The organism is Halocatena salina, assembly GCF_023115355.1.
GTDB lineage: Archaea > Halobacteriota > Halobacteria > Halobacteriales > Haloarculaceae > Halocatena > Halocatena salina.
The window spans coordinates 1,482,600-1,504,278 of sequence record NZ_CP096019.1; the positions used below are offsets into that span (position 1 = coordinate 1,482,600).

Below are 21,679 nucleotides of genomic sequence, written 5' to 3' on the forward strand. Positions count from 1 at the left end.
GATTTAGGCGCAGGACTGTTGAACGTTGATATGCCGAGTAAAGTCGAGGGATGGAAAGACGAAGTGTACGGACCCGAGATCCGCGAGCATCTCTTTCGATTCGCCGAAGAAGGGTGGGACTCTATCCCGGAGGACGAACACGACGCGTGGTTCGAGCGGTTCAAATGGTGGGGGTTGTACCACCAGCGCAAGGGTCAGGAAGGCAATTTTATGATGCGTGTCGGGGTTCCCGGTGGTCGGCTCACGCCGGAACAGCTCCGCGTTGTCGGGGAAATCGCCAACGAGTACGCTCACGGACCGGTCGATAACCCCGAGTTCGGTAACGGGCTCGTCGATTTCACCACTCGCCAATCGATCCAGTTGCACTGGATACAGATCGAAGACGTTCCGGCGATCTTCGAGAAGCTCGAAGAACACGGACTGTCGACGATTCAGGCCTGTGGTGACTCCTGGCGCAACATCGTCGGGAGCCCCGTCGCCGGTCGGGATGCCGATGAGCACATGGACGTGTGGCCGATCATCGAGGGGTTGAACGAGGAGTTCAAGAACAATCCTGATCACGCCAATCTTCCTCGCAAGTGGAAGGTGTCGGTGACCGGAGACACTCGTGGCGCAGGACAGGGGGACATCAACGATCTCGCGTTCGAACCGGCGGTCAAGGAGATCGATGGTGAGACGGTCAAAGGCTTCAATGTGCGTGTTGGGGGTGGACTCGCCCGGAAAGAACCCCGATTTGCTCGAGACATCGACGTGTTCTGTACGCCCGAGACGATCTACGATGTGGCTGGGGGCGTGTCGGCGCTGTTCCGAGACCACGGAGACCGCGACGATCGCTTTAGCGCACGTGTCAAGTTCTTGATGGATGAATGGGGATCGGAGAAGTTCCGGCAAGTCCTCGACGAGGAGTACGTCGATCACGAACTGCCGACGGCGGGCGAAGATCTCCGCGATGAGTACGATTACAACGCAGGGCGCGCCGACGCCCCGGGCGATTACGTCGGCGTCCACGAACAACACGACGGGCAGCATTTCGTCGGACTGAGCGTACTCGTCGGTCGGATGGGAGCAGAAGAAGTCATCGAACTCGCCGACACCGCCGAGGCATACGGGTCGGAACTCGTCGGCGTCACTCAGCGTCAGAACCTCATTATCGCCGACATCGACGAGTCGGATCTCGATGACTTCCTCGCAGAACCGTTGTTGACGGAGTACAGTCCCGATCCCCATCCGTTCATGCGCGGCTCGATTGCGTGTACGGGCACGGAGTTCTGCTCGCTATCGATCGTCGAAACGAAAAACCGGATGGTGCGCTACGCCCACTGGCTCCGGGACAACGTGTCGGTGCCTGACGGTGTGGAGGACTTTCATATTCACCTGTCGGGCTGTACGGCATCGTGCGCCCAGCCCCAGATCGCCGACATCAGCCTTCGTGGGATGAAAACCAGAAAGAACGGCGAACCGGTCGAAGCGTTCGACATCGGTCTCGGCGGTGGTCTGGGAGAAGAACCCCAGTTTGCCGACTGGATCGAAATGCGCGTCGCGGCCGATGAGGTGCCGGGATACATTGAAAACCTACTCGAAACCTACGAGGCCCAGCGCGACGACGAGAGCTTCCGCGAGTTCATCTCGGCTCACAACGAAGAGGAGCTACAGGAACTCGCCGATCCCGAGGAGACGAGCTACGAGGATCCCTACATGCACAACACGAAGATGACGTGGTACCCCTACGCCGAAGACGACGAGATGGCAAGTTCGCCCGCGCCGGCCGACGACTAACGCTCGAAGGATCAGATTTACCGTTCTCAGGCGTGTTCGTCCGGTATGGCCGACCGAATCATGACGGTCAACGCGTACACCACCCTCGATCTCCTTTCGGGTCACGCGGAGGGACACGGATTCGAAGAGGAAGCGATGGCGACGCTCAACGTTCGCACACCTCGTACAGAACCCGAACACGTCACGCTGCAACTCGAACTCGACAACACCGAACTCGAACAGTTGCCAGCACACGCCGACTCGGTGACACTGACCGCCGAACAGGCGCGCACGCTCGCCCAAGAACTTACCGAGTGTGCCCAGCGGGTCGAAGCCGAGTCGGAATGAGTCACAACCGAAGCGACATTTCGAACTCGAAGCTCTCGGTTTTGCTCGGTTCGAAGCCCACCTTTCGATAAAGCGTGCGTGCGGCGCTGTTCCACCGTTCGACCGACAACCACACCTGTTCGATCCCGTGGTCCTGTCCGGCACCCAACAGCGCCGTGATGAGTTTCGTTCCGATGCCAAGCTCCTGGTACTCACCCAGTACGAAAATGGCGAGTTCGTACTCGTCAGTCCCGTCAGGGACGAGTGTCGCGTGGCCGACGAGTCGGTTCTCCGTCGAGGCAACAACGTTGACGGCGTCCTCAGTAAGAATGCGATCGAGCCACTCCCGGATTCGGTCGTCCGTGGTCGGGGGAATACCCTGTGCCCGGTCCTCGGGATCGAACGCGAGATACATCTCGAGGAAGGCGTCGAAATCGCCGCCGGTGTACTCGGTGATCTCCACCGTGTGACCAGCGGCGTCCTCGAACGTCATCGGCGGGGGATCGAACTGTCCGGCCGGTTCAGAAGGATAGATACGTGTCATCGTACCAGCGTGACTGTCATCGTTGCGTTCAAGAGGACGAATTCCGCGATATCTGCGAGCTGGATCTTCCCGAGTGGACTCCGTCGTCCCCCGTCGATGATGACCCGATCGAATTCCTCGCGCTCTGCGAGTTCGACGAGTTGACTACCGGCGTGACCGGTGAGTGACCGTATCGAGACATCGACGGAACGTTCCGAAAAGAACTCTCGAACCTCCTGTTCGAGCAGATCAGTCGGTGGACCGTTATCAGTCTCCACGACGGCGACAGTGATCTCGTCGCCCATGGCTGTAGCGCGCTCGATGGCCGTTTCGAGCACTGCCTTCGTTCGATTGCTGCGATCGATGCCGACGAGCAGTTTCATAGGGGTCGATTGCTCGCGCGAGCTAAAAGTCTCTCGGCGACATCACCGGAACACTTCGCGTTCCGGTTAGTAGCCAGACGTAGTCTGGCGACACGCTTTTTCATCGCCCAGCGCCCAGTATGAGTATGACCGACGATCCTGTAGGCAACGGAGAATCATCTGCAGTCCCCCCGGTCGAATCCGGTGATACCGTAACCGGCGACGGCTCCGACACGGAATCAGAAACCGAACAGGAACACGAGATACCCACCGAGATCCAGCAGTACGATCGGTTCAAGAAGATCGACGGCAGCCAGTACGAGCGAGCGAACGAGTTTCTTCGAGACCGCACGTACATCACGGCGCGCGAGTGGGCCATCGCCCGATTGTGTTCGGATTTCCGAACCGAGACGGGCGTCGAGATGACGAAAATCGGGGAAAACCTCCCGGATCTCGTGCCGTTCATGGAAGATACCTACACCCCTCAGGCGGTCAATCAGGCCCGGTCGGCGTTCGAAGAGAAGATCAGGACGGCAGGAGCGACGTTTCTCTACGGGGCGATGTGTGATTTTTTCACTGCCGAAGAGCTTGACGACATCATGTACGAATCCACCGAGGTTGCGAAGTTCCTACTGGAAGTCGAAGGTGTCGATCTCTCAGTCGAACAAGAGCTTGAGGCCGAAGAACGCGTGTCGAGCATGATGCGGGAAGTGCGTGAGGCCAGCGCCGAACTTCGATCGGACGAACTCGAAGAGGAGTAGCTATGCCGAAGGGGATTCGGTCTCGGAGAGATCGAAGTCGTCGTAGTCGATGCCGATCGTCCGGTCGTCCGCGAGCGTTCTGATGGTGGTGGTGAGCCCGTCGTCCGCTCGGTCGGACAGTTCAATTGCCGTCTGACGGTCGTAGTACAAGGGACAACAGACGGCGACCTCTCGATCAGTGTCACAGGTAACCGTGAGCACGAACGTGACGCCCCCGTCTTCGGCCCGGTACAATTCGGTGGTATCGAATGCAGCCTCGGAAACGGCTGTTTGGAGCTGATCGAACTCGTTGTCAGGAACGAGCACGTCGAAGCGGGGAGGTTCACCCGGAAGCGGTGTCACGTCGCCGGGATGAAGTTCAACGACCGTCCAACCAGCAGCCCGGTAGTCGTTTGCCGTCGCTTCCATGTCGTCAATCACGGCTTCCCACTGCTCGGAAACCGACTCGATCGGTGTGTCCATACCCTCTTTCACAGAGCAACGCGCATAGGGATTATCTTCTGCTAGATGCTCGATCGTCGGGCTGGCAGAGGTTTGATAGAGGAAGCGGCAGCCACCGTCGCCCGTGCATGAATCATCGGCTGAGGGAAAGAAGACATCTACAACACGGAGCGTGGCACACACAGTTCGGTTGTTTTTGGTGTTTCTGACAGCCAACATCCGTGGATCGACACCACCAATCCGACATCGGTGGTACGAGAACGTCGTCGTGTATGCCAAGCCGGATCTTCGGCGGACGGGATCACGGCTTGATCTGATCGGGTTCAAAGCAGCACCGATCGACGAGTGTGCACGGACACAGCCACAGTGATGGCGTGGTGTTCGACGCGCCGATCCGTCTCGCTGGCGCTGAAACCGACGGCACCGGCTGGGAAAGAACAACCGTTCTGACCGCCGAACATGGGCTACGGTTTCGGGTCGAAGTAGCGGGCGAACTCTGTACCGAACGTCTCTGCGAGTGTCGCTGTTCGTGCGCCGACCAAGATTTCGTAGTCCTCGTGGAGCGCGTCCTCGATGTCGACGCCGAGCGCGATCGAGAACAGCCGGTCTTCGAGCACCGAGCGGACGCTCGTGAGTTCGCGAGAGCGCTCGACCACATACCGGTCACCGTCGATGAACGGACCGTACGCGTCACTATCGGCGTACTTCTCGTAGAAGCCGCTCGCGTGTTCGACGGCGTCGACGGGCGGTCCTTGGTGGCGTTCGACTGCCGGACGGTCAGTAACCTCACATTCGACGAACAACACGGCGTGTTCGTCTGCGAACGTTGCCGCCCGGAGGGGATCGAAGCCCCGCCGATCCAGTTCGTCGCGGAGTCCTCGAAGTGATCGATCGAGTTGGGGATACAGCTGGTCATCGACGAGATCAGGGGCATCGAACCGCACCGCGATCGGCGTCGTCTCGCGGCGGGTGATCTGGGTGCGCATCTCCGCGGGAGAGAGCGGCTCGGGATCGTCCGGAACGAACCGGTCGACTGTAGGATCGTCACGGAACGCCCGAGCGTGGTGGATCAGCCGAGCGACGTTGCGCTCGGCACAGACCGCAGCGACATTGCGCTCTGGGTCAGTGGGATCGATCACGACCAGCGGCGCGTCGAACGAGCGTTCTCTGTGTCCTTCGAGATCGATCGTGACGGGTAGGGTCCACTCAGCGACGGATTCGATGAACGATCGGAAGCTACTGTATTCGAGCACGAGCAGCTCGGTCAGATAGCCCGAGAAGCCCCGTGTTCTGAGATCGCTACCGTAGACACCGATCCCCCGCAGAAAGCCTTTTGCGAGACGAACAGCTCCCGCGGTCTCGGGATCGAGACGAGCAGCGACGTATTCAGTGTGAAACGGCGTTCGATCGACCGCCGATTGGATCGCGCTAGCGCTCTCGACAGCGAAACACGGCACGACGTCTACGCCAAATCCCGAGCGTTCGCCCGTCACGTACGGATGCTCTGCGAACTCCTCGCGGCCATCGGGAAGCACATTCCACCCGACACGTAACCCGTATCGTTCGAGCTGCTCGCGCGAAAGATCGGGAGAAAATCGGACGAACACGTCGATGTCTCGGTCACCGCTGATCCACGTGTTCCGCGCGGTCGAACCGACCTGTAACACGTCTGCCGAGACGGGTAGCTCCTCAACAGCCTCCTCCGCCCGCGCGGTGAGCGCCGCCGCGGTCTCCGCAAGGCGTTCTCGTTCCGTCTGATCGGGGTCGACACGCGAACGAACCCGATCGGTGACCGCATCGAACGCATCGCACATAGCACGTCGGTAGATCCTCTGGTGGTAAAGCGTGTCGGACCGCGAAAGCGACCGGACCGCGAAAGCGAAAAGGATTTCAAGCGAATGCGACTACCATTTACCACGTGACAAACGACGGGCCGCCATAGCTCAGCTGGTAGAGCACCTCGCTGTTAACGAGGTTGTCCCAGGTTCGAGCCCTGGTGGTGGCGTTTTCTGACATCACACGGTCACCACGCGTTTTCGAGAACGGCTTTGATCTCCGATTCCGTCGGATCGAGTCCGTTCGGCGTGTTTTCCATCAGTCCGTCAGTGACAACTGCATTTGCGACCGCTGACAGCTCTTCCCGTGAGAGATCCGGTACGGATCGGAGACGGGCAGGCAGACCGAGCGAATCACGGACGTCAGTGACCGCATCGATGACGGCCGTGGCTGGGTCGTCGCTCGCACCGACACCGAGCGCAGCAGCGATCTTCGCGCACCGACCGTCGACCCGATCGAACAACAGTTCAAGCGCGTGGGGTGCGATGATGGCATGGGCTGCACCCTGCTGGACATCGTAGCCACGGGAGATACCGTGACCGAACGCGTGAATCAGCGACAGCGTCGATCCAGTGTTCCGCGAAACGCCGTACTGTACTAGTATCGTTCCCTCGATCGCGTCGTGAAGTGCGTTGTCGTGCGCACCGGAGCCGAGTCGCGGAAGGCCCTCGGCAAGCAACGTTAGCCCCCGCATCGCCGTCGCGTCCGTGATGGGCGTCCGGTTCGGTGCGTACAGCGATTCGATCCCTTTATCAAAGCCGTTCATCGCAGAGGCACACAGGATCTCATGGGGCGTCGTCTCGATCAACGCCGGATCGTACACGAGTGCCTCGGGCATGAGCCGCTCGTCGAACACGCCACCATGAACCGTCGGCCGGTCGTCGGGATCAGCAGTGATTCCAGCAGCAATTGAGAGATCTGCACCGGCCAACGTGGTTGGTACCACGAACACGGGTAGCACGTCCGTTTCGGGATGAGAGATGAATCCCGATTCGAGAAACTCGGATCGGATCGTCTCTCGCGAGCGGTCGTCGGTCGCAAGCACGCTCATAACCGTCGCTACGTCGAGACTGCTTCCCCCGCCGAGACTCACCACCGCGTCGGCATCACTCGTACGCAACCGCTCAACGCCATCGAGTACAGTGTTCAATCGCTTTTCGGGCGTCGTCTTTGCGAACACGCCAGCCAGCCGGTCGCCAACCCCTTCTCGAACCGGGTCTACGACGCTAGGGGTGTTCCCAACCGTGGAGCCGGTGACGAGGAGCGCGCGATCGACATCCCGACGAGCGAGCTCCTCACCCATCGTGGCAACACTCTCACGACCGTACACGATCGTTCCCGGTTCATACTCGAACCTGAACGAATCAGTCGTCATACACGACGGTTCGAGTGGGATTAACAACGCTCTTTGGGTTACTCATCGGCCACAGCAGGGTTCGACGATCCCGGTTCGGTGGTGGTCCAGACGCCGTCTTGAAAATCGATCGCGTCTGTCCACTTGGCAGCCAGCGTCGACACCGCAAGATCACCGGTGACGTTGTTCATCGTCGCTATCCGACCGAGCACCGGATCGACAGCGGCGACGAACCCGACAACGGTCAGGGGAAGGCCCGCTTGTTGGAGCACGATCGTCAGCATGATCAACCCCGCACCGGGAACGCCAGCGGTACCGATACTGATCAACACCGTGACGAGGAGGATCGCCACCTGATCACCGAGTCCGAGTGGCTGTCCGACGACGTTGGCGGCAAAGACGACTGTCACCGCCTGTCGGATCGCCGCACCGTCCATGTTGGCCGTCGATCCAAACGGGAGCGAGAAACCATAGACGCTCTCGTCGATGCGCAACCGCTCTTCAGCATCGGTCATCGTCACGGGCAGCGTGGCGCTTGAGGAGCGAATGCTGAACGCCGTGATCATCGCGTTCTTCGTACCGCGTAGAAACGCCATCGGAGACTCTCCCAACAGTCCTCCAACGATGACGCCGAGATACGTAACGGTAATGTGGATGAAGACGCCGACGAACACCACTGCGACGAGCGATCCGAGTGCGAGGATGGCACCAACGTCTTTGCCCGCCAGCTCGGAGGCGACGAGCGCAAAGACGCCGATCACACCGTATTCCATCACTCCCCACACGAGGATGAACATCGCCTCCATCCCGGTTTCGGCAAGCTTGAAGAACGTCTCGGCACCATCACGGATCACCGTCTCGTCGGTACCATCACGAAGGGTACCCTCCTCGGCCCGATCTTGAGCGATGGCGAGTGCGATTCCGAAGACGATCACGAAGAAAATGATGGAAAGGAGATCGCCGCTAGCCAGCGCATCGACCGGATTGTCCGGAACCACACCAAGGAGCACCTCACTGATGCTCGGGGGCTGGGCGGACTGCGCTTTACCGCCGGTAAAGGTGACACTTCGTCCCGGTTCGAGGAGGTTCGCAACTGCCAGCCCGATGCTCCCTGCAACGGCCGTCGTTACTGCATACAACCCGAGAACGATACCGCCGACGCGTCCCATCTGTCTCGGCGACAGCCGACGGACACCAGCGAGCAAACTGAACACGACGACCGGTACTACGATCATCTCCAACAGCGTCAAAAAGAGATCACCCACTGGTGCGAGCCGTGTGGCTGGAGCACCGACCGTAAACGCGACCCCAACACCGAGAACGAATGAGATAGCGAGTCGATAGACGATCGGCACCGAGCGATATCGATGCCACAGACGAATTACCAGGTGCTCAGCGTCCGACATCGGTGCTCGGTAGTTGCTTGAAGTTGCTATGGCTGTCGGAGTCGACTCGCTGTGCAAACTGGTGTCGCAAAACCCGTATCAATACGTGACAATTCATTGTCTAGTCAATCTGGAACGTACTTGCTCTAAGCATGGGCAGCTGCACGAGAGACCGTCACGATCCGGCTACCGACCGCTCCGTCCAAAGTAGACGCTTGGCTCCAGTTATGAAAATTGAGTGGAAGCCAAGGGCCGGATTTGAACCGGCGTAGAGTCGCTCTGCAGGCGACCGCGTCAACCGAACTCTGCCACCTTGGCGCTGGATGTCTCTATTCGGGCGAGACGAATAAGGATAGCGATCGTTAGCTGTCGCTATCCGAAATGAATGAAAGTAGTATGAATGGAAAGGCGGCGAACCACCAGTTACAGGTGTCGACAGTTTGGTCGCCAGGTCCACCGGGACGAACCCTGCGTGTACTGTGGCTGGCAAACCTCGACCTGCACTTGGCCACCCTTGCGGGTCAGTTTTCCCAGAGGCTCTCGCACTCCAGTACTCGCTGGAACGCAGGCGGGCTTATCTGCCGTGTTCGGGATGGGTACGGGAGTTGCCCCGCCGCTGTGGCCGCCTCAATGCCGATCCACGGAATCGAACCGTAGTTACAGACCACGATCGGTGTATCGTACGTGCGATCCAGTTTGCGCCTGGACCCGTTCATCGGGCCAGTACGAATGAGTGGCGTCGACCAGTTAGTGCTCGCGGGCTGAACACCTCGTTGCCTCGGTGCGTACACCCCGAGTCTATCGAACTCGTCTTCTACGAGTGGTCTCAGCGGTGTCTCTTTTCTATGTGGGTTTCGGGCTTAGATGCATTCAGCCCTTACCCCGTGTCGCGTAGCTGCCCGGCACATGCCCTCTCGGACAACCGGTACACTAGTGGCGACCAACCGTAGTTCCTCTCGTACTATACGGCCGTTCACATCAGACACCAAACACCCCCAATAGATAGCAGCCGACCTGTCTCACGACGGTCTAAACCCAGCTCACGACCTCCTTTAATAGGCGAACAACCTCACCCTTGCCCGATGCTGCACGGGCAGGATGGAGGGAACCGACATCGAGGTAGCAAGCCACCGGGTCGATATGTACTCTTGCCGGTGACGACTCTGTTATCCCTAAGGTAGCTTTTCTGTCAGCCATTGCCCGCATCAAGCGGGACTAATGGGTTCGCTAGACCACGCTTTCGCGTCAGCGTCCCTCGTTAGGCAGGACACTGTCAAACCATCTTTTGCTCTTGCGCTCTTCTCCGGATTCCTGACCCGGATGAGATGGTCTTAGGGCGCGCTCGATATTGTTTCGAGCGCGTACCGCCCCAGTCAAACTGCCTGGCTATCGGTGTCTTCCTCCCGGAGTGAGGGTCACAGCCACTGACGGGTAGTATTTCACTGATGTCTCGGCGGTCCGCTAGCAGCGGACGCCTGGGTAATGACTCCTACCTATGCTGCACATCAGCGGCCATGTCCCAGCGACAGCCTGCAGTAAAGCTCTATAGGGTCTTCGCTTCCCCTTGGGGGTCTCCAGACTCCGCACTGGAACGTACAGTTCACCGGGCCCAACGTTGGGACAGTGACGCTCTCGTTGATCCATTCATGCAAGCCGCTACTGAAGCGGCAAGGTACTACGCTACCTTAAGAGGGTCATAGTTACCCCCGCCGTTGACGGGTCCTTCGTCCTATTGTACTAGGTGTTCAGATACCCGCACTGGGCAGGATTCAGTGACCGTACGAGTCCTTGCGGATTTGCGGTCACCTATGTTGTTACTAGACAGTCGGAGCGTCTAGGTCACTGCGGCCTGCCCCTTTCCAGGGCAGGCATCCCTTATCGCGAACTTACGGGACTAATTTGCCGAATTCCCTAACGTCGGTTGTTCCCGACAGGCCTTGGCGTTTTCAGCCACGGACACCTGTGTCGGATCTCGGTACGGACGTTGTGCTTGTCTTTTCACGGGCTCTAGGTTGATCCGAGTTTCCCTATCCCGCCGTTCGTTCGCTTCGTGCCATTACGGCTTCCACGAACTTTGACGGTTCGACCGGGCGATGGCCCGGCTCGGACGACCCTAAAGCGTCGACGTTCATTGCACAACGGCACTGGAATATTAACCAGTTTCCCATTTGTCTCGCTCGAATTACGACGAGACTTAGGACCGGCTAACCCTCAGTTGACGATCATTGCTGAGGAACCCTTGTCCGTTCGGCCGTCGGGATTGTCACCCGACTATCGCTGCTACTATGGCCAGGATTTTCGTCACCGGTCGGTCCACACGAAGTCTCCCCCGCGCTTCCATCCAACCGGAGCGCCGATCTACGGAATCACGCTGTAACGCGTGCCGCCAGGTCTCGGTGGTGGACTTGAGCCCCGATAATTTTGGGCGCCTCAAACCTCGGCCGGTAAGCTGTTACGCTTTTCTTAGAGGGTAGCTGCTTCTAAGCTCACCTCCCGGCTGTCTATGGCTCGAGACCACCTTCAATTGCACTTAGTCCACACTTGGGGACCTTAACCCAGCTCTGGGTTGTCTCCCTCATGGTGCACAGGCTTACCCCGCACACCGGACTCCCTGCGTCAATGGCGTCTGTCAGTTCGGAGTTCGACAGGGGTGCCGACTCCTCTCGGAGGCGGTCACCCCAATCGGTCGCTCTACCCGACAAACTACCTCGGCAGAGGTCATGCTTCGACATGTTTCGATCGGAACCAGCTGTTACCGGGCTCGATGGGCCTTTCACCCCTACACGTAGATCACGAGAGGGTATTGTAGGACACCAACTCTAACAGGCCTCCACATAGCTTTCGCCATGCTTCACCTTGCCTACGCGTAGATCGCCCGGTTTCGGGTCGTGACCGTATGACTCCCCGCGCTTGAACACGGCGGCCCTGGAACGTGGCAAAGCCACATCCTGCAGCCATGTCGGTTTCCCTACGCCTCCCCCGATGAACGGGTTAGACTCGTCATACAGACACACTCCCTGGCTCGTTTTTCAAAACGTACGATGGAACGTCGGCTCCGATCGCTTCCTACAGTGAGATCGCCCTCACGTCGTTTCACGATCGGCCTTGTACGCTCCATCGCTCCATCACCGCGTGATTTCAGGCCCTATTGCACCTCCTTTCTCAGGGTGCTTTTCAGCGTTCACTCACGCTACTTGTCCACTATCGGTCTCGAGTAGTATTTAGTCTTGGCAGTAGATGCCTGCCATCTTCACGAGGGATTTCCGACCCCCGATACTCAGGGAACCGGCCCACGGTCGACTGACTACGATACGGGGCTGTCACCCTGTATCGCGCTCCGTTCCAGAAGACTTCTCGTAGTCAATCAACCGATTACGGCCAGCCCATACACCACATTGCCCGAAGGCTTCGGTTTGGACTACGCCGCGTTCACTCGCCGTTACTAACGACATCCCATTCGGTTTCTTTTCCTGTCCGTACTAAGATGTTTCAGTTCCGGACGTTCCCCATTGCGCGAAGCAATTGCTGTGGGGATTCCCATTCGGAAATCCTCGGTTCCACCCCTCCGTGCGGGTCCCCGAGGCTTATCGCAGCTTGGCACGTCCTTCGTCGGCACTCGAGCCGAGCCATTCACCACGCGGCACAGTAGCCACGCTGATACCATACGGTATCATTGAATATAATGCTCTGGACCACGATGAACGGGTCCAGTGAGCGCCTGGATCGCACGTACATACAGTCTCATCCGCCACTGTGCAGATAGTGGCTATCGACCCTTCCCATCCACGCTTGTCACGGGATGGTGCATCTGTCGTTACCGGAACGAACACCGTCTTCCACTTAAGGGACACGGTTTCGTCCGGTGAACATGGACCCACTGGGATTCGAACCCAGGGCATCCTCCTTGCAAAGGAGGCACTCTCCCACTGAGCTATGGGCCCTACCTGTTAGCCCTGATAGTTCTAAGGTGCTCGGTCGGTCAATCGCACGAACCGATCCGCGAAAGGTGGGCCAGGTCATCGACCTGGTCCCGGTCTGTGGAGGTGATCCAGCCGCAGATTCCCCTACGGCTACCTTGTTACGACTTAATCCCCCTTGCGGAGCCCAGATTCGACCACCGGACGGTGGCCTCATCCGGACCCCACTCGGGTGATTTGACGGGCGGTGTGTGCAAGGAGCAGGGACGTATTCACCGCGCCCTTCTGAGACGCGATTACTACCGAATCCAGCTTCATGCGGGCGAGTTTCAGCCCGCAATCCGAACTATGACCGGGGTTAGGAGATTAGCGCCCCCTCTCGGGGTGGCATCCCATTGTCCCGACCATTGTAGCCCGCGTGTTGCCCAGCTCATTCGGGGCATACTGACCTACCGTTGCCCGTTCCTTCCTCCGCTTTGGCAGCGGCAGTCCCCCTAGTGTACCCAACCATCGCGAGATGTTGCTGGCAACTAGAGGTGCGGGTCTCGCTCGTTGCCTGACTTAACAGGACGCCTCACGGTACGAGCTGACGGCGGCCATGCACCTCCTCTCAGCAGCTCGGGCAGAGACCATCAGCCTGACCGTCATTACTGCTGTCGGAGCTGGTGAGATGTCCGGCGTTGAGTCCAATTAAACCGCAGGCTCCTCCGGTTGTAGTGCTCCCCCGCCAATTCCTTTAAGTTTCATCCTTGCGGACGTACTTCCCAGGCGGCTCGCTTCACGGCTTCCCTACGGCACAGCGCAGGCTCGTAGCCTGCGCCACACCTAGCGAGCATCGTTTACAGCTAGGACTACCCGGGTATCTAATCCGGTTCGAGACCCTAGCTTTCGTCCCTCACTGTCGGATCCGTCTTCCCGAGGCGCTTTCGCCACCGGTGGTCCGTCCAGGATTACGGGATTTCACTCCTACCCTGGACGTACCCCTCGGGTCTTCCGGTCCCAAGCCGAACGGTTTCCGCTGGACGCCCACTCGTTGAGCGAGTGGATTTCCCAACGGACCTGTCCGGCCAGCTACGGACGCTTTAGGCCCAATAATAGCGGCCATCACTTGGGCTGCCGGTGTTACCGCGGCGGCTGGCACCGGTCTTGCCCAGCCCTTATTCGTACACCACCCTACGGTGTACAAAAGCGAGGACTGTATGCCCTCGCACTCGGAATCCCCTTATCGCACTGGCGTGCAGTGTAAAGGTTTCGCGCCTGCTGCGCCCCGTAGGGCCCGGACTCGTGTCTCAGAGTCCGTCTCCGGGCTCTCACTCTCATGACCCGTACCGATTATGGGCACGGTGGGCCGTTACCCCACCGTCTACCTAATCGGCCGCAGCCACATCCTATAGCGCCGTAGCTTTTCACGCTCAATACATTCCAGCGAAAGAGCGTTATCACGGATTAGCCTCAGTTTCCCGAGGTTGTCCGTGTCTATAGGGTAGTTTGGCCACGTGTTACTGAGCAGTTCGCCACGGGTCTAAACCCGTGCGACTCGCATGGCTAAAGCGGATTCCGATAGCAATGGCCTCCGGCAGGATCAACCGGAATGTTCTCCCCGGAATGGGGAGGGTTAGGCGGAATGCATGTCAAATGCACCAACTATCGGTCGTGCGGTGATACATAGACCGACCGAGTATCACCGAACTACCAGGGCTAACATCAGATCCCATCTTAACGGCGGACCGTAGGGGTGGAATCCTCATGTCCTTCGGATCTGATCGTAGGCCATTGATGGGCTTAAACCCATCGAACGGCCCGTGCCGACCGATCCGAGCATAGGTCGGATCCAACGACCCATGCTCCTTCGTATTTCATCCGAATGCCCTTACACACATAAGGGCTTCGGATCGAGTATGGATCCGGGAAACAGACCCATGCTCGCTGCGTATTTCATCCGAATGCCCCCACATATATAAGGGCATCGGACCGTGGTTCACCACCCCCGTGGGGGGTGTGTCCCACGTCGCTCGCATTTCATTCGAATGGCAGCGACACCTTAAGCCCGTCGAACCGAAGCCGCTTCGTCATGCGTTTTCATGAAATGCAATCGCACGATACACGCGACTGTCCATGCGTGGCTATCGTCCCAGTAGTATCGCACGGCTGGAGACCGGCGCGTCATCCCGCGCTCGCACGCTTGGTCTGGCCGAGTGAGAGCCGCGCACTCGACGATTCGATCCGGGATCATATGGATCTTTCAGAACGTGTGTAGCGACTACAGCAATAAGAGGCGAAAAATCGTAGAGACTGATCGCAGAGATCAGATCTCCTCTAGGTGTTCGATACCTTGCTTCGAAACGTTGGCCTCTGTGATTCGGTCGGGCATCCAATCAGGTTTGTCGTCAGGAGCATCTTCTTCCCACGCCCAGCCTTCGTAGATATGAACCTTCTTCGTCCCCTTCTCTCGGAGCTCGATCTTCGTGCGTTGAGCCTCATCTTCCGACGATGCTGGCTCGAGTCGTCGAGCTGCCTTCAGTGCTGCCTGACGTGGCGTTCGACCGGAGAAAACGCTCGTCTCCTGGCCCCCCGACTCACGAAGGGCAAAGTTTCGTTTGTCATCCGTACTGCGTGCCATGATTTTCACACCTCCATGTCACATCAGTACATACCGTCATATAACTGTATCCCCAAAATCGGGACCCAGCGCCCAGTACATTTATATAGATGGCCTCTATCGTGAAGATTCACTGACCATATCCCCGGCACGCCAGACTTATGTATAGCGTATATCGAAGATTGCAATACGATAGCGCGATGGTGCGAAAGAAAACGCTCAGTCCGAGCGGTGCCAAGGACGACAACGGCGAGTACCACAACGTACACTTGAACCTCCACGAGGACGAGCTGACGGTTGCGGGTATGGAGATCGGTGATGAGGTGTTCGTGCGGGTGCGGGACAATAAGATCATCATCCAGAAAGCGGACGATGATGAGGATCTCGAACACGAATTCTGATGCAGTTGTACGACGTCGCCAAGCCGGTTTTGTTTCAGCTTCCTCCAGAGACAGCTCACAGCGTCGTTCACTCCATGCTCGGAGTTGCCCAGAAAAGCGGAATCGACCGAACGCTGGTACAGCGCTACCGAGTGACCGATCCACGTCTTTCCTCGACGGTGTTCGACATCGACGTACCGAATCCGGTCGGTGTCGCTGCAGGGTTCGACAAAAATGCTGAGGTTCCGTCGGCGCTTTCCGGTCTCGGCTTCGGACATGTCGAAGTCGGTGGAGTAACGGCCGAGCGCCAGTCGGGAAATCCAACGCCCCGTCTGTTCCGACTGGCAGAAGATCGGGCACTCATCAATCGGATGGGATTCAACAATCACGGCGCGGACGCAGTCGGTGCTCGTCTCGCGCGGACGCGCGTAGATGTTCCCGTCGGGGTGAATATTGGAAAGTCGAAATCGACGCCGCTGTCGGAGGCTGCCGAGGATTATCTCTACACCTACGGACGGGTCGAATCGAGTGGTGATTATTTCGTCGTCAATGTATCGAGTCCGAACACGCCAGGATTGCGCGAACTACAAAACCGCGATCACCTCGAGGAGATTCTCGGCACGCTCAAAGACGCCGGTGCGTCGCCGCTGCTCGTGAAGCTCTCGCCGGATCTCACCGACAAGGCAACCGAAGCGGCGTTGGCTGTTGTCGACGATCTGGAACTGGATGGGGTCATCACGACGAACACGACGACCGACCGGCCCGACTCCTTAGAAAGCATCCACCGAGCCGAGACCGGTGGATTGTCCGGCGATCCGATCGAAGAGCGCGCGACGCGCGCGGTCCGGTTCGTCGCGGAACGGACCGATGTCCCCGTGATCGGCGTCGGCGGCGTGTCGGATGCAGCGGGAGCGTACGCGAAGATCCGGGCCGGTGCGTCGCTGGTCCAGTTGTACACCGGACTCATCTACGAAGGACCGACGATCGCTCGTGACATCAACCGAGGACTACTGGAACTGTTAGAACGGGACGGTTTCGACTCGATCGAGGAGGCGGTTGGGGTAGATTTGGAGTAAAGCGAGAGCAAACAGATCATTCCTCGTCCGGCGTCGGCTCCGGTGGAAGCCGCTCCAACCCTGCGGCGTCGTAGTCTCGTTCACTAGTCAGAACACTCTCACCCCTGGTAGCGACGATACCAGCGTGGAGCGCATCGAACGGGGGCAAGTGGTACTCATCGATGAAAGCTGCCCCAGCGAGAACGACATCCTCATGCGCTTTTGGAGCAATCGGAACGAGTTCTAGAAGGTTGGAAATCGCTCGCGGAACGTCGACATCGTATGACGCTGTGGCACGATCGTAAAACAATACAAGAACTTCGGCGTAGGCGAAAATCGATGTGTGAACGTTGTCGTGCTCTTTGAGGGCGCTGAGAGCCGGTTCACGGAGCCAATTCTCGTCATTTACCAACGAGAAGATCCGTTTCGACGTACGCAGCTCAGTCCTCACTATTCCGTGACCGACGATAGGTCTCTTCTTGTATCTCCTGTGTGACGGACGTTCGTGCGTCCGCTTTCAGTTCGTCCACGTCCATCCCTTCGAACGCGTCCCCAACAGCAGCGCGAATCCCTTCCAACGGATCATCGTCAACGGGAAAGAGTGCGACGTGTCTGGGAAGTTCGGCGATGCGATACCGATCACCGAACCGCTCTCGGACGTCTTTCGGGAAGTAGAGTCGTCCACGTTCGTCCGTGGACTTCGACATGGGGTCTTTGAGTTAGACGTGAATATACCAAAGCTCTCCCGTATATTCATCTGTATTCCCGTTCGAGCACTGCGACCCGGAACGCGCCTTCTTATCACTCGATCGCTGCCAGATCGAACTCGAAGGCGGCGACGGGTAGTTCGAGATCGTGTTCGACGAGCACCGACGGATGGAGTTCTCCGATAACACCAGCGTGTTCCCCATCGAGCACCACCGAAGCGGTCCGTCCGTCGAGGAAGCTGGGATGGGCAGTCGGCGGCGTTTCGAGGGTCACACCGAGCGCGTCGGCGACCGATTGAAGGCGGGCTTTCGCGTCTTCGTAGCTGGCATCGGTGCGCGCGAGAACCGCCGCGACCGTCCGGCGTTCGTGGACCTTCGTCTCCTCACGTTCGTCGACGCGGGCGGACAGTCCGATCTCGGAGAGGTCCTGTGGATAGCTCCGGTGGGTGTTGTTTTCGAGTACCATCAGAAGCGATGGAAGCGCCCACGTTCGAACGATGGTGTACTGCTCGCTGTACGGTTCAGTGATCATCGGCGGCCGATTGACACCGAACGCGTCGCTGTCGCCTGGATCGATCTCCACGTTCATCCGATCGAAACATTCCTGTTCGCTTGAGAGGTGGAAGTTCAGCATGTCCTCGAAGCCCAGCCCGGCAAGCACGTCACGAACTGCGTCCTCTCGTCGTGTGCGGTCGTGACAGCCGCCAATGGTGCTTACGTCGGGATAGCGTGGTTCGAGATCGTTGAAGCCGTAGGCCCGGCCGATGTCGTCGACGATGTCGATCGCGTGGAGCACATCGACCCGATAGGGCGGAACTGCGACCTCGTAGGTTCGATCGTCACCGATGTCGGCGTCGAGTCCAGCTCGTTCGAGGTAGTCGACCACGTTGTCCGTGCTGAGATCGATTCCGAGCACTGACTCGATGCGTTCGTGAGAGACGGTTTTGTGTGTAACCGAAAGGTCCGGACGGTCCAACTGTCGGTCGGGATAATCAACCGTAACGCGCTCGACACGACCACCACGCGCATCGAGTGCGTAGCAGATGATGGCACACATCTTGTCGATGGTCCATTGGTCGGTCCCGGTTAGTTCGATGAACAGATCCCGGGAGTCGGTTGAGACCTCCGTCCGTCTGCCGTTGATAACCGGTGGGAACGAGAACAGCCCGATGTCGTCGTAGATCGCGGGATACCGCTCGTACTCCGTGACGAGTTCGGAATACGTCTGGCCGGTCGGATGATCCGAAAGCACGTCCGCAGGCGTGAGTTCGGCGTCGCTATCCAACGGAACGAATCGGTCGCCATCGGGTTCGACGCCTCGATACGTGATCGACTTCGCGCGACTGTCGCCGCCATGGTGTCCTTTGAGCATCGTGAGATCGTGAACCCCGATCGCTCCTTTCGCGCGTTGGCGACCCATCGTTGCGTGGAGTTTCTCCTGCAGTTGGATGAGAGACTGGAGTTCACCCTCGTGCATGTCGAGTCCACGGACGACCGCACCGGTGACGTACGGGCGCTGTTCGGGAACGGATTCTTCGACTTCGATGACCCATTCGGAATCGTTGGTGGTCGGAACGTACACCCCTCGATCGTGGCCGTACTGGTACCGGAGCGAACGCGCCACACCTTCGACGCTGAGACGGTCGAGTCGGTCGGGGGCGAACTCGAACTGGAGCTCACCCTCTTCAGTTTCTCCCTCGAACTCCAACCCCAACGCGAACAGATCGCGCTTTAACGCATCGTCATCTTTCTCGGTCGCGGCGAGCTGTCGGAGTTCGTCGGTGTCGATATCAACAACTGGCATCAGTAAGTCACCTCCGCAGTTCGCAGGAACTCAAGATCAGTGAGCGTCCCGTGGAGATCTCGGATGTCCTCAGCACCGGTGATGAGCATTGCGAGTCGTTCGAGCGCAAGTCCCCATGCCATCACATCACAGTCTACGCCAAGTGGTTCGAGTACTTCCGGGCGGAACAACCCACTATTGCCGATCTCGATGAGTTCACCCGTCGTCGGATGACGCCCGAACAGCTCGAAACTCGGCTCGGTGTAGGGGTTGTAGTGGGGTTTGAATCGGATGTCCGTGATCCCGAACTGCCGGTAGAACTCCGTGAACGTTCCCATCAGATCACGCACAGAAAGCTTCTCGGCCATCACCAATCCCTCGATCTGGAAGAACTCTAAGAGATGAGTCGCGTCGAGTGTGTCGTTTCGGTACGCCTTTTCGACGCTGAAATACCGCTGTGGTGGTTCGAAATCGCCAGCCGCTTCGCCAGCGAGATATCGCATCGATAGCGACGTTGTATGACCGCGCAGCGCGAGCTCTCGTGCGAAGTCCTCGTCCCACGGGGAATGATATCCCTCGCTCTCCTCGCCCACGCCGGTACGGTGGGCCGAACGGACGCGATCGACAAGCTCATCTGGGAGATCATCGATGCGATCGGGATCCGAAAGCGCGAATCGACCCCAGTGGGTGCGTGCGGGGTGGTCTTGGGGCATGAACAGCGCGTCGTTGATCCAGAAATCCGCGTCCACGTGCGGGCCGTCCATCTCGTTGAACCCCATTCCGACGAGTACACGCTTGACGCGGTTTGCGATCCGGCGTAGTACATGCGTTCGACCGCCGTGTATCGTCTCGGTGTCGGCCTCGACGTTGTACTCCGCAAAGTCGACATCCTGCCACTCCCCGCTCGCAAGCAGTTCCGGCGTGAGCTGGCCGACGGTGTCAGCCACCTCAATCCCCTCCATGAGCGCGGTCACCCCGTCGTCGGTGAGCGTGACCGATCTGGTGGTGGTTTCCTCGCGCACGAGCAGCTCTCGGCGTTCTAATGCTGCCAGTACGTCCGTCGAGATCCCGACGTCCGAATCCGAATCGATCGCCGATAACGCGGCGGCTTCGGCGTCCGAATCAGGGTCCTGATCGGGATCGACCGAAACGGAGCCGTTCTCGATCTCGCCGTATCCCTTGCGGGCGAAGTTCGACAGCGCGATCTCTACCGCCGAGCCGTCGAGATCCGCTGGATCAAGCAGTTCACCGATCGAAGTCGGCGTTTCTTCGGCACCGTGTTCGATGGCAGCCCGATAGAGCCGAACCTCGGGCAGTTTGTACTCGGCATACTGTTCGCCTTCCTCGGTCAGAGTGACGGATTCGGTCGTCTCCTCGGTCACATCGAGCAGACCCGCGTCAGCGAGTTCGAACGCTGCGCGAGTGATAGCCGTCTCGTTTTCGTCCGTTTCGACCGCGATCGCGGAGATCGACCGCGGTTCGGTCGCGCTCGCCGTTTCGAGTACGGCGACTTGGGTTCGTGGGAGTTTCATGCGTTGTAGTGTCGTAGTCAGTGATTCGAAATCGGAATTGGTTTCGACCGCAATCCGCACAAGGCGTCGGTTTCGAGGTGTGTCGCATTTCCGCTCGACACCGCTCCACCGTCGCCTACGCGGAAAAAAAGCGACCCCCGAATCCAACGCGCGCTCGCCACCCGATAGCGGGATTCACTGGCAGGGGGTTCGATGCCATACGCGCCCTTGAACCACGAATACTGAAAAACGTTCTGGGTCGAAGCGACGGAACGCTCATACGGAGTACGAGTGAAATCTATCCATCATCAGAGAGCCATGTTTCAGGCATTTGGATGATGTAATGGCCGTTCTCCTGGAGGGCAATGATGTATTCCTCGCGGTCGTACAGTTCCATCAAGTTGAGTTCGTACTGTCCCGGTTCGAGGATTTTGATCGACTCGAACTGATCGTTGAGTTCCGCCCGAAGTTCCGCGAGATCTGGCTGTTCGCCGGTCGGCTCTCGAACGACACGACCGTTACTTGGTGGGGGATCAGAAGCGGGAGCCGATCGAGATGACTCTGATGAAGGGGTATCGGGTGTGTGAGGGGGAAGACTGTCGGAGGAAACGAACTCGGATCGAGCGGTCGCTTGGGCAGAATCCTCCGGTCCATCGGAAGGGTCCGGCTCGGTAGAATCGAGTACATCGGCGTCTCGCCCCTCGTCAGTACGCTCGGAGCGTACCTCGTCGGCCACCGGTGGATCCGACGAACCACTCGACATCAATCCACGGACGATCGAAGTCGCGCGACCGACACGCGTGCCGACAGCCCCTTCAGGCGGGTCCGGCGGCTCCTCGGCCACCGGAGCGTCCCCATCATCCACGTCGTCTGGTCGGAACTGAAACGTCGTTCCCCCACACTCTGGACAGCCCGAAAGCATCTCCTTCGAGCCATCCCCAAACACACAGCCGCAGTTAGTACACTGGTGTGGCATTAGCGCT

General features: G+C 58.7%; 18 protein-coding genes, 3 tRNA genes and 3 rRNA genes. 7 read left to right on the forward strand and 17 right to left on the reverse strand.

What is annotated here, in order from left to right:
- Positions 1-30: 30 nt before the first annotated feature.
- Both MW046_RS07625 and MW046_RS07630 read left to right on the forward strand, forming a co-directional pair.
- Positions 31-1,776, forward strand: coding sequence for a nitrite/sulfite reductase (locus MW046_RS07625; RefSeq protein ID WP_247994743.1), 1,746 nt, complete (start codon positions 31-33; stop codon positions 1,774-1,776).
- A gap of 45 nt (positions 1,777-1,821) precedes the next feature.
- Positions 1,822-2,103, forward strand: coding sequence for a DUF6360 family protein (locus tag MW046_RS07630; RefSeq protein WP_247992534.1), 282 nt, complete (start codon positions 1,822-1,824; stop codon positions 2,101-2,103).
- Between the two features lies 1 nt (position 2,104).
- Here MW046_RS07630 and MW046_RS07635 read toward each other — a convergent pair whose 3' ends face one another.
- Both MW046_RS07635 and MW046_RS07640 read right to left on the reverse strand, forming a co-directional pair.
- Entirely contained in the window at positions 2,105-2,626 is a 522-nt protein-coding gene (locus MW046_RS07635) for a GNAT family N-acetyltransferase (protein WP_247992535.1), read from the reverse strand.
- Positions 2,623-2,988 (reverse strand): universal stress protein, encoded by a 366-nt coding sequence (locus tag MW046_RS07640; protein WP_247992536.1) that lies wholly within the window; start codon positions 2,986-2,988, stop codon positions 2,623-2,625. The genes MW046_RS07635 and MW046_RS07640 overlap by 4 nt, the downstream gene beginning before the upstream one ends.
- 125 nt (positions 2,989-3,113) lie before the next feature.
- Between MW046_RS07640 and MW046_RS07645 the strand changes: the two genes are divergently transcribed.
- Positions 3,114-3,728 carry a DUF5806 family protein gene (locus MW046_RS07645; RefSeq protein ID WP_247992537.1) on the forward strand — a complete coding sequence of 205 codons (615 nt, stop codon included), beginning with the start codon at positions 3,114-3,116 and terminating at the stop codon, positions 3,726-3,728.
- Here MW046_RS07645 and MW046_RS07650 read toward each other — a convergent pair whose 3' ends face one another.
- The gene (locus tag MW046_RS07650; RefSeq protein ID WP_247992538.1) at positions 3,729-4,190 is read right to left on the reverse strand and encodes a DUF7529 family protein; all 462 of its coding nucleotides are present in this window, start codon (positions 4,188-4,190) and stop codon (positions 3,729-3,731) included.
- A 103-nt stretch (positions 4,191-4,293) separates the two neighbouring features.
- Here MW046_RS07650 and MW046_RS07655 point away from each other — a divergent pair, with 103 nt between their 5' ends.
- Complete coding sequence (locus MW046_RS07655; protein WP_247992539.1) at positions 4,294-4,539, forward strand: hypothetical protein; 246 nt, start codon at positions 4,294-4,296, stop codon at positions 4,537-4,539.
- Positions 4,540-4,633: 94 nt separating this feature from the next.
- Here the strand turns inward: MW046_RS07655 and cca are convergent, their stop codons facing one another.
- Positions 4,634-5,983: a CCA tRNA nucleotidyltransferase gene (gene cca / locus MW046_RS07660; RefSeq protein ID WP_247992540.1), complete on the reverse strand. Its 1,350-nt coding sequence runs from the start codon at positions 5,981-5,983 to the stop codon at positions 4,634-4,636.
- A 118-nt stretch (positions 5,984-6,101) separates the two neighbouring features.
- On the opposite strand from cca, the gene MW046_RS07665 reads away from it, so the two are divergent.
- A tRNA-Asn gene (locus MW046_RS07665) sits at positions 6,102-6,174 on the forward strand.
- A gap of 18 nt (positions 6,175-6,192) precedes the next feature.
- Here MW046_RS07665 and MW046_RS07670 read toward each other — a convergent pair.
- The 8 genes from MW046_RS07670 to MW046_RS07705 form a co-directional block, all read right to left on the reverse strand.
- Entirely contained in the window at positions 6,193-7,380 is a 1,188-nt protein-coding gene (locus MW046_RS07670) for an iron-containing alcohol dehydrogenase family protein (RefSeq protein ID WP_247992541.1), read from the reverse strand.
- 38 nt (positions 7,381-7,418) lie between these two features.
- Entirely contained in the window at positions 7,419-8,765 is a 1,347-nt protein-coding gene (locus tag MW046_RS07675) for a dicarboxylate/amino acid:cation symporter (RefSeq protein ID WP_247992542.1), read from the reverse strand.
- A gap of 222 nt (positions 8,766-8,987) precedes the next feature.
- Positions 8,988-9,062, reverse strand: a tRNA-Cys gene (locus MW046_RS07680).
- Positions 9,063-9,255: 193 nt separating this feature from the next.
- Positions 9,256-9,374, reverse strand: a 5S ribosomal RNA gene (gene rrf / locus MW046_RS07685).
- A 98-nt stretch (positions 9,375-9,472) separates the two neighbouring features.
- Positions 9,473-12,402 (reverse strand): 23S ribosomal RNA (locus MW046_RS07690).
- A 211-nt stretch (positions 12,403-12,613) separates the two neighbouring features.
- Positions 12,614-12,685: transfer RNA gene (locus MW046_RS07695), tRNA-Ala, on the reverse strand.
- 97 nt (positions 12,686-12,782) lie between these two features.
- Positions 12,783-14,254 (reverse strand): 16S ribosomal RNA (locus MW046_RS07700).
- The 16S, 23S and 5S rRNA genes sit together here with 2 tRNA genes alongside, the layout of an rRNA operon.
- 712 nt (positions 14,255-14,966) lie before the next feature.
- Positions 14,967-15,281 carry a non-histone chromosomal MC1 family protein gene (locus tag MW046_RS07705; protein ID WP_247992543.1) on the reverse strand — a complete coding sequence of 105 codons (315 nt, stop codon included), beginning with the start codon at positions 15,279-15,281 and terminating at the stop codon, positions 14,967-14,969.
- A gap of 179 nt (positions 15,282-15,460) precedes the next feature.
- Here MW046_RS07705 and MW046_RS07710 point away from each other — a divergent pair, with 179 nt between their 5' ends.
- Positions 15,461-15,661, forward strand: a complete 201-nt coding sequence (locus tag MW046_RS07710; RefSeq protein ID WP_124953987.1) for an AbrB/MazE/SpoVT family DNA-binding domain-containing protein — start codon at positions 15,461-15,463, stop codon at positions 15,659-15,661.
- The gene (locus MW046_RS07715) at positions 15,661-16,716 is read left to right on the forward strand and encodes a quinone-dependent dihydroorotate dehydrogenase (RefSeq protein ID WP_247992544.1); all 1,056 of its coding nucleotides are present in this window, start codon (positions 15,661-15,663) and stop codon (positions 16,714-16,716) included. The genes MW046_RS07710 and MW046_RS07715 overlap by 1 nt, the downstream gene beginning before the upstream one ends.
- A gap of 16 nt (positions 16,717-16,732) precedes the next feature.
- Here the strand turns inward: MW046_RS07715 and MW046_RS07720 are convergent, their stop codons facing one another.
- The 5 genes from MW046_RS07720 to MW046_RS07740 form a co-directional block, all read right to left on the reverse strand.
- A complete protein-coding gene (locus MW046_RS07720) occupies positions 16,733-17,146 on the reverse strand; it encodes a PIN domain-containing protein (RefSeq protein WP_247992545.1) in 414 nt (137 codons plus the stop codon).
- Complete coding sequence (locus tag MW046_RS07725; RefSeq protein WP_247992546.1) at positions 17,136-17,402, reverse strand: AbrB/MazE/SpoVT family DNA-binding domain-containing protein; 267 nt, start codon at positions 17,400-17,402, stop codon at positions 17,136-17,138. The genes MW046_RS07720 and MW046_RS07725 overlap by 11 nt, the downstream gene beginning before the upstream one ends.
- 94 nt (positions 17,403-17,496) lie before the next feature.
- Positions 17,497-19,206 carry a phenylalanine--tRNA ligase subunit beta gene (gene pheT, locus MW046_RS07730; protein ID WP_247992547.1) on the reverse strand — a complete coding sequence of 570 codons (1,710 nt, stop codon included), beginning with the start codon at positions 19,204-19,206 and terminating at the stop codon, positions 17,497-17,499.
- Positions 19,206-20,717, reverse strand: coding sequence for a phenylalanine--tRNA ligase subunit alpha (gene pheS / locus MW046_RS07735; RefSeq protein ID WP_247992548.1), 1,512 nt, complete (start codon positions 20,715-20,717; stop codon positions 19,206-19,208). Before pheS ends, pheT begins: the two co-directional genes overlap by 1 nt.
- Positions 20,718-20,994: 277 nt before the next feature.
- A complete protein-coding gene (locus MW046_RS07740) occupies positions 20,995-21,672 on the reverse strand; it encodes an OapC/ArvC family zinc-ribbon domain-containing protein (RefSeq protein WP_247992549.1) in 678 nt (225 codons plus the stop codon).
- Between the last annotated feature and the right edge of the window lie 7 nt (positions 21,673-21,679).